Below are 7,451 nucleotides of genomic sequence, written 5' to 3' on the forward strand. Positions count from 1 at the left end.
CTATATATCCGCACAACTTCAGTAGTAATATCGTGATACTTGCGATGGTGAAAGTAGCTGTTATAAAAAAAACACAATAAGCTCTTACTTTTATGTCTTGTTCTGTAGGGAAATTATCCATACTTTTTTCCATTATTTAGATCCTTGTAAAAATAACACTCTACTTTTAGAAACGGATATTTATGACAGATTAACACTTTAAGTTAAAATATTTTAGACATTATCGAGTCAATTATCACAGTTGTGTCAACAGTGTCAGTATAAAAACAAAACCCCTCCCCAAAATCCACCTTACCCCCCATCACTAACGCCCGCAATTCCCACGGCTCCGGCTCTATGCCGATTTTTCGCAGGAAACTCAGCACTTGATCCGCTAACTCACCGACAGGCTGATACTGGGAAGCTATCTCTGCTTTTTTCACCTGGCTATTATCAGGCGCTTTTCTTCCTTTATCCCCATCATTGCGGATACGTTCGGCCAGTTCTCGCCGTTCTTTACGCCCCATATCCTCAAAAAGCTGGCTGGTTTGCTGGTGATAACGTTTTATCTGCTTGGTTGTGGCGTTCTTGGGCAGTTTTGGATAACTAAATTCTGCGGCTGGCGGGGTGCTTTCAACCGATTTTTCCGGTTGAGGATCGCTACCGCGTACAGTTATTGACAGAACTCCAAGGGGCGGCGGGCCGCCCTGAACGTCAACAGAAAAATCCGCATCAGCTTTGATTTTAGGGACAATTTTGTAAGTGGTGGTGCGGGTATAGATAATTGAATTAGAACCCGATTCAGGGGCAAAGACGCCAGTGATCCGGCTGACGTTATCCCCGTAATCGTTGCCATTCTCGGTGATGTCGTAATTGAGCCTTACGCGCAAATCTTTGCGGGCGACTAACGGGCCGCCTTGCGCGAGAGTGTAACCCGCCCAGTTGCCCTCGTCAGCGGCAACCTGAGCCGGTGATATCTCTGGGAATAAACGCAGCTCCTTGTCTCGCAGACGGCGTAATTCACGGTATACCGTGACTGGTGCGCCACCTATTTGCTGAAACTGGCGAATACGCCAACGAGACGCCCAGGCACTGACGCGCTTTGCTGTTTCCTTCAGTGGTTTTCCACTTTCGTCGTCCAGCTCATCGTCAAGCGCGTAACCGTCGATATTCTTTGATATATATTTGGCGATGTAGCCGGTGGCGCTACCCAGTTCTTTATCAATGGGGACCACATGAAAACGGGCTTTAAGCGCTTCTTGTGATTGCAACTCTTCTGAATCTTCCCAACGGGCATAGGTGCAAAAAATATCGCGAGCTGGTTCGATATCAGCAGGCAGCATAAATAGCAGCATATGCCAGTGGGGTGTTTCGTCATGGTGAGGTTCCGCCACTCGAAAACCGAATACTCGGATACCAGCGCGTTTCCACGCGGCACGAACCTGTGACCAGATACGACATAAATACTTCTGTGTTTGCCGTGGACTGGCACCACGCCATTTGTGGTTGCGCTTGCCACTGCTGTGCATGGAATGGAATTTCGACGGCGCTGTTAAGGTGTAGAAATCACCGGCTAAATTCTCTTGTTCCGCGATATCCTCAAACCCGCGCATTCGGGTCATTAATTCGCAACGGCGGATCGCAGGATTGGCTATGCTGCCGTCGTATTTATCAACCAGCGAAATCCGGTTTCCGTCTTCATCTTCCAGCTCAAACGCCTGTAAGAATTCACGGTTAGACCTCTTCTGTGCTTGCCATTCCTTGAGGGCGGGATCACTACAATAGGGTGCTGATTTGGCGTGCACATAACCCGCCGCAATCATCAGGTGTTCACGCCACTGATCATGGATATGCTTCAGACGGCGTAACCACCATGAAGGGGACTCAATACGGGCAGTGGCGCGTAATGCTTCGTCCGCTGTCATCGTTTGGCTTTCGTATAATCCCCAGCTCGGTGCGTTAGTATTTAGCTGACGAGTTAAAAAACCGATATAACCATAGCCGGACACAATTGCGGTTTCAATATCACCATCAGGCAATCCCATTTGATGGTCATATTCGCGGATAAACTCGCCAGTCATGCAATCTGACAGACGATAGGCCAACCGTTTGATCTCTCGCTTACCATAGTAAGGAATACGGCGAAAATCATCGTAGAAAGGGAGTAATACATGGGAGCGAATATCAATCTGATATTGCTCTGTTACGCAGTCCACACGCGGCAATAGGTACTTTTCAATTGAATTGATTAAGTAGCTATTGGCTCGTTTGGCTCCACTGTTTTGTTTAATGTTCTCCACCCGTAGGGTGTAGTAGCGGCGGATATAGTGAGGCAAAGACTCAAGGCGGCGCATAACACGCCGCGCACGAGGAATGGGTTCATTGATTTGACCAAAGCGTCTGAATAAATCCTCGCTGATTGGCTTCTCACTGGCAGCGGTAGCAATCGCTGCCCGAGGTACGTTCCATGAATAAGCCCCGGTGAACGTTTCAGTGTTACCGGGTTGAGGTTTAGGCGAGTTTGGGGTACTGCGGCCGCATGAATGGTTGGTCATTCATTGTGCCTAAGAGTCGCGATGATTTCCCCGATACTTTTTCGGCCGTCCGCCTTACAACTGATAGAGCGGGGAGCCGTAATCGAGTGGAGGGTGAAACGGCTATAGAGATCGCGACTGGTAGGGGTATCACTATTGGACGCCACAACGTGACAGCCATTTTCAGCGGCCCTTGCCAGTAGGCGAGCTAAACGGAATTGCTGTTCAGCGCTGAAACCATCGGTGTGATAATGGGCAAAATCAGCAGTGCTGGATACTGGGATATAAGGCGGATCGCAATAAATCACATCACCCGCAACAGCCATTTCCAGTGCTTCGGAAAAATCACCACATAAGAAGGTCGCTTTGTTGGCTTTTTCAGCAAAGAAACGGATCTCGGCTTCGGGGAAATAGGGCGCTTTGTACTTGCCATAGGGGACGTTAAATTGCCCTTGTTGGTTATAGCGACAAATACCATTAAAACAGTGGCGATTTAGGTAAAGGAAGATTGCAGCTCTGGATATATCATCACAGTTTCGTGCATTAAATATTTTGCGGAAAATATAATATTGTTCGTGGGAATTAGCCGTAAGAAACAGTGAGGAAGCCACATTGATTAAGTCGCTCGTTTCTCTTTTAGCGATTTCATAGAAGTTAATCAGATCATCATTGATATCCGTTATCAGATATTCTTCATAATCTGTATTCAGCATGACAGAGCAGGAGCCCGCGAACGGCTCAACCAGCCGTTTACCCGTTGGCAAATGCTGAAGCAAGGTTGGCATAATGCGGGCCTTTGAACCGGCCCATTTCAGCGGGGAGCGATTCATAATACACCCCGATAATGCTTCTTTTTCTCTTCATGGATTTGCTGGCAAGTGACACAAAAAACCACGCCCGGTACGCTGATACGCCGTTGCTCTGGAATTTCAGCCTCGCAGCATTCACAGATAAAAGCAGACGGTGCAGTTGGCTTACTGCGTGCATTAGCTATCTGAGCGGCTAATACCATTTCTTGCCGTTCTTGGGCGATATCGATTAAGTCAGCCATTAGCGTTGTCCCTCAGATACAGCCTTGAGGTTTTCAGCAACCTGGCGGATTAACTCAATAGCTTCAATGCTATTTAGGTCGCGCTGAGAAATATGATCGGAAAGGGCGGTTAACTTTTCAGACACATTAAGCGCAAAGGCTTTCCGCTCCTCCATTCGGGCACTATTTAAATATTGATGCATGGCTTCAGTTGAAGCGGATATTGCAGCAAGTCTACGATTCATCATTTTGCTATTCCTCGTTTTCAGGCAATAGGAATCCCGGCGCGGTATAAAACGCCTGTGGTTTTCTGGTAATTAATTACGGGTCTTGATTAATTACAGCGTCAGCATCGGGCAGTTCTTTCGGGAATGAGGTAGTTAATTCCGATAATTCCCTCATCGCCTTAATAACAGCTAACCGATCCGATTCATCCAATTCGTGAAACTTTAATTTATGTTTATCGCGATGCAGCCCAGCGGTGAAGTAAATCAAACCTCTGTGGCGAAATGACACACCTGATAAAAATGCGGAAACTCTATTCGTTCTCCTTAATGCTTTGTTAAGCATTAGCCGGACGTTGGCCGTTTGAATAAGACCGATTTTTATTTGCTCCGCTGTGAGTTCAATTGCTCTTGCAGACTTTTGCATAGCAATACCTCCGCAAAGATGAGTTAAGCGAATATCCCCATAAGGCGGGCAAACCAGCGACGAGGTGCTCTGGGTTTCGCCATATAAGGTGTTCGGAGTCCGGGGATAAACTGTACTTCGCTAGTTTTCGGCTGAAAGTGTCGACCGTCTGGCGTTTCTAACCAACCGCGTTGGTGACGGTGATGTGTAACTTGCTGGCCGTTCACCAATAATGCGGCAAGAGATGGACACTGTGGGGATTGAGTCATGACGCATTCCTCATCTGATGCAGTTGATCAATGTAAGCAGTGGCCTGTGCCTGAGCGTCAAACTTGCCGTAAGACTGATCGCCTTGGCTCACCTGATAGCGAGTCAGCATGTTTATTTTGTTACGTTTCAATCGGGTAATAGAGAATCCACGATAAACGCTGGTGTGTTCGCTGACTTTTACCAGTGCATTACGTGGGCTATAAACTAATTGGCGCGCAGCAGCGGATAGTTGCAGTTGGCTAATCAATTCATCATCTCCACATAGCGCTCGGCTTTATAGCGGGCGTTTAAGTAAATCGCATACAGATTCACTTCACGTTTTGCGCCTTTCTTTTGCTGAATGATGGGTAAACGTCCGGTATCAGCTTGGGTTCGGATTGTGTCCTGATTGATACCTTGGCGCTTTGCATAGTCAGCGATCGACTCGGATAGCTTGTTGCCAAAGGGATAATCAGGCGGCAACTCCCTGATAATTGACGTATTGACGCTTCTGTTCTGTTTCTTTGGCATAAGTGCTACCCTCTATAATCACGCAGTTTAACGTAAAATTAGGTTCATTAAAGTGAACCATTCAGAAGATAGTTCATTGGAGTGAACCATGTCAAGTGATCTGGGTGAAAAAGTAAAAGCTATCCGCAAAGTTGAGCAACTAAGCCAAGTTCAATTTTGCGAGGCGACAGGGATATCAATTAGTACCGTTAAGAAATATGAAACTGGATTGTTAGAACCGGGTGGCGGAACTCTGATGAAAATCACCAAACATCCACAGTTTAAGAAATATACGATGTGGCTAATGACAGGGGATGTTGCGCCAGAAATCGGCCAGATCTCACCTGATCTCTCCCCTGATGGGCCAGAAAGCACATCTGCGAACCAAAAAGACCAGAAGGTTGGTTAATTGCCTACAAAATAAAGAATTTTTGGGGTAAAGGTGGGATTTGTCATGAACGGTATCAATGGTTTGAGGAGGAAGTATGAGTAATGAAAAATATCAGATGAAAAAAGAATTCTATGACGCACTTCAGCAGATTACGGCCATTGATTTTATTAACTATCTGAACGAAAAAAATGTCACGCAGATATGCCCTATGTGTGGACATGATGGTGAACAAATTATTGCGGAAACGTCTAAACAAACACTAGCCGATCTACTTCATCCAGAAGACGATAATAAACAGAGCTTCGTTACTTACTTTAGACATGATCCTGCTCATCCCGGAGATAGCCCTGCCAACTATTACTACAAATTAACGTGTGATCACTGTGGTTTTATTACGACTCATGCCGCAGCTTGGGTGCTTCATTGGAGTGAAACAGCGAAAAAAAATAAAGAAGAGGATGAAAGATGAGTGATATTTCTCTACCCTCTTTTAATTACACTCAAAAGGGAGTGTCGAGGCAAACTGGGGCTGAACACATGGCAAATGAAGGCGTTGAAAGTCGCATTGCGCGTTTGGAGTCAGATGTGTCGTATATTAAGCGTGATATCGGCGATATTAAAACCGACATACGACAAATCAGAGATACAGATCTAAAAGATATCAGGAAGGATATGAAAACTGATTTTAGAGCCTTATTTGCAGCTATTATTGCCGTTGCTTTAGGGTTGGCTGGAATTATGGGTAAAGGTTTCGGCTGGCTGTGAGTATAAAATCGCTTGGCGCTGAAGGCTATATGGTCGATGTGCGGCCACAGGGTCGTGAAGGGAAGCGGATCCGGAAGAAGTTTAAAACCAAGTCTGAGGCGCAGCAATTTGAACGCTGGGCTATTGCTACCCAAAACGATAAAGATTGGCTGGAAAAACCAGCAGATAATCGACCTCTGACTGAGTTAATAGAGCTGTGGTGGAAATACCAAGGCCAGTCGATGAAAGCGGGTAAAAGCATATTACAAAAATTAGAGCGCATTGATGAAGCAATGGGATTTCCCAAAGCATCACAAGTTAACCGTGCCAGTTTTGCTGATTACCGAGCTGCACGTATTGAAACTGGAATAAAACCGGCAACAGTTAACCGCGAACAGGGGGCTTTGTCGTCGCTGTTCACTGTGTTAATTGACAACGGTAACTATCACAACGAACACCCAATTATTGGCATTAATTTGATGCGCATTCATGCGCGCGAAATGGGCTTTTTATCTACAGATGAGATTAATGCCTTACTTGAGTCACTGACGGGTAAAGAACAACTGGCCGCAAAACTGTGTTTATCGACCGGCGCAAGGTGGGGCGAGGTTGTTAAACTGACCCAAAATGATGTTATCCAGCAACGTGTGACTTTTGTTAATACTAAGAACAGCAAGAATAGAACAGTACCGATTTCGGCCGAATTGTTTAAAGAACTAAAAGCAAAAGGAAACGGAAAGGTATTCCCAGATGTTGATTATTTTCTGGTGCGGCAGTTGCTTAAAGAGGTTGCACCTGATTTGCCAAAAGGTCAGGCAATCCATGCATTACGGCATACCTTTGCAAGTCATTTTATGATGAACGGCGGCAATATTTTGACGCTGCAAAAAATACTCGGTCACTCCAATATTTTGCAAACCATGACTTATGCGCATCTTGCACCGGACTACTTGCAGGATGCAGTTAGATTTAATCCCTTAGTCAATAATAAGGATATTTCTAGTACTAATGTTGCCACCTAGCTACCAGAGTTGTCGGAGGCTACGATGGATTACTATTTATTCAAGGATTAATAATAATGATTCAGTTAGTTGCATTTCGTAATGCCGAAGGAGAGTTAGGTCTTTTCCAAAAGAATGGCGACACTGTTAGGTATTTCCTTAAGACAAAGGTTGCTCTGTATTCGGTATCGGACGCGAATAGTTGGCAATTGTGGGTGCAGCAAGTCGAGGCAGGTCATGCTAATGGAGACAAAAAAATAATAAGCAAAGACGCGATTAGGTATTTCCTTGATCGCTATGCTGAGACTATTAGTATAGATATTGTTGAGATGGCCGATGTCAAAAATCCAGGCTGTTATTATCCGCGAATTTCAAGAGAAAAT

At 45.5% G+C, this 7,451-nt stretch carries 13 protein-coding genes; 5 read left to right on the forward strand and 8 right to left on the reverse strand.

Annotated features, from left to right (window positions below):
* Nucleotides 1-203 precede the first annotated feature (203 nt).
* The 8 genes from V2A85_RS20495 to V2A85_RS20530 form a co-directional block, all read right to left on the reverse strand.
* The gene (locus tag V2A85_RS20495; protein WP_420072219.1) at nucleotides 204-2,534 is read right to left on the reverse strand and encodes a replication endonuclease; all 2,331 of its coding nucleotides are present in this window, start codon (nucleotides 2,532-2,534) and stop codon (nucleotides 204-206) included.
* Nucleotides 2,531-3,343, reverse strand: a complete 813-nt coding sequence (locus V2A85_RS20500; RefSeq protein WP_420072220.1) for a Dam family site-specific DNA-(adenine-N6)-methyltransferase — start codon at nucleotides 3,341-3,343, stop codon at nucleotides 2,531-2,533. The genes V2A85_RS20495 and V2A85_RS20500 overlap by 4 nt, the downstream gene beginning before the upstream one ends.
* On the reverse strand, nucleotides 3,340-3,564 hold the full coding sequence (locus V2A85_RS20505; RefSeq protein WP_050881579.1) for a TraR/DksA family transcriptional regulator: 225 nt from the start codon (nucleotides 3,562-3,564) through the stop codon (nucleotides 3,340-3,342). The genes V2A85_RS20500 and V2A85_RS20505 overlap by 4 nt, the downstream gene beginning before the upstream one ends.
* A complete protein-coding gene (locus V2A85_RS20510; RefSeq protein WP_050881578.1) occupies nucleotides 3,564-3,791 on the reverse strand; it encodes a DUF2732 family protein in 228 nt (75 codons plus the stop codon). Before V2A85_RS20510 ends, V2A85_RS20505 begins: the two co-directional genes overlap by 1 nt.
* Nucleotides 3,792-3,864: 73 nt before the next feature.
* Nucleotides 3,865-4,194 carry a DUF5347 family protein gene (locus V2A85_RS20515; protein ID WP_050881577.1) on the reverse strand — a complete coding sequence of 110 codons (330 nt, stop codon included), beginning with the start codon at nucleotides 4,192-4,194 and terminating at the stop codon, nucleotides 3,865-3,867.
* A gap of 23 nt (nucleotides 4,195-4,217) precedes the next feature.
* Nucleotides 4,218-4,442: a phage filamentation protein Fil family protein gene (locus V2A85_RS20520; protein ID WP_420072221.1), complete on the reverse strand. Its 225-nt coding sequence runs from the start codon at nucleotides 4,440-4,442 to the stop codon at nucleotides 4,218-4,220.
* Nucleotides 4,439-4,690 (reverse strand): hypothetical protein, encoded by a 252-nt coding sequence (locus V2A85_RS20525; RefSeq protein ID WP_420072222.1) that lies wholly within the window; start codon nucleotides 4,688-4,690, stop codon nucleotides 4,439-4,441. Before V2A85_RS20525 ends, V2A85_RS20520 begins: the two co-directional genes overlap by 4 nt.
* The gene (locus V2A85_RS20530) at nucleotides 4,687-4,953 is read right to left on the reverse strand and encodes a hypothetical protein (RefSeq protein WP_048620016.1); all 267 of its coding nucleotides are present in this window, start codon (nucleotides 4,951-4,953) and stop codon (nucleotides 4,687-4,689) included. Before V2A85_RS20530 ends, V2A85_RS20525 begins: the two co-directional genes overlap by 4 nt.
* Before the next feature lie 88 nt (nucleotides 4,954-5,041).
* On the opposite strand from V2A85_RS20530, the gene V2A85_RS20535 reads away from it, so the two are divergent.
* The 5 genes from V2A85_RS20535 to V2A85_RS20555 form a co-directional block, all read left to right on the forward strand.
* On the forward strand, nucleotides 5,042-5,341 hold the full coding sequence (locus tag V2A85_RS20535; RefSeq protein ID WP_050131336.1) for a helix-turn-helix domain-containing protein: 300 nt from the start codon (nucleotides 5,042-5,044) through the stop codon (nucleotides 5,339-5,341).
* A 76-nt stretch (nucleotides 5,342-5,417) separates the two neighbouring features.
* Nucleotides 5,418-5,792, forward strand: coding sequence for a hypothetical protein (locus tag V2A85_RS20540; RefSeq protein ID WP_420072223.1), 375 nt, complete (start codon nucleotides 5,418-5,420; stop codon nucleotides 5,790-5,792).
* Complete coding sequence (locus V2A85_RS20545) at nucleotides 5,789-6,088, forward strand: hypothetical protein (protein WP_420072224.1); 300 nt, start codon at nucleotides 5,789-5,791, stop codon at nucleotides 6,086-6,088. The genes V2A85_RS20540 and V2A85_RS20545 overlap by 4 nt, the downstream gene beginning before the upstream one ends.
* Nucleotides 6,085-7,089: a phage integrase gene (locus tag V2A85_RS20550; protein WP_420072225.1), complete on the forward strand. Its 1,005-nt coding sequence runs from the start codon at nucleotides 6,085-6,087 to the stop codon at nucleotides 7,087-7,089. The genes V2A85_RS20545 and V2A85_RS20550 overlap by 4 nt, the downstream gene beginning before the upstream one ends.
* Nucleotides 7,090-7,145: 56 nt before the next feature.
* Nucleotides 7,146-7,451 (forward strand): hypothetical protein (locus V2A85_RS20555; RefSeq protein ID WP_420072226.1); only part of this gene is annotated, 306 nt, incomplete at its 3' end.

Origin of the sequence: Yersinia sp. 1252 StPb PI (assembly GCF_048593885.1) — a bacterium.
GTDB classification, from domain to species: Bacteria; Pseudomonadota; Gammaproteobacteria; order Enterobacterales; family Enterobacteriaceae; genus Yersinia; species Yersinia enterocolitica_E.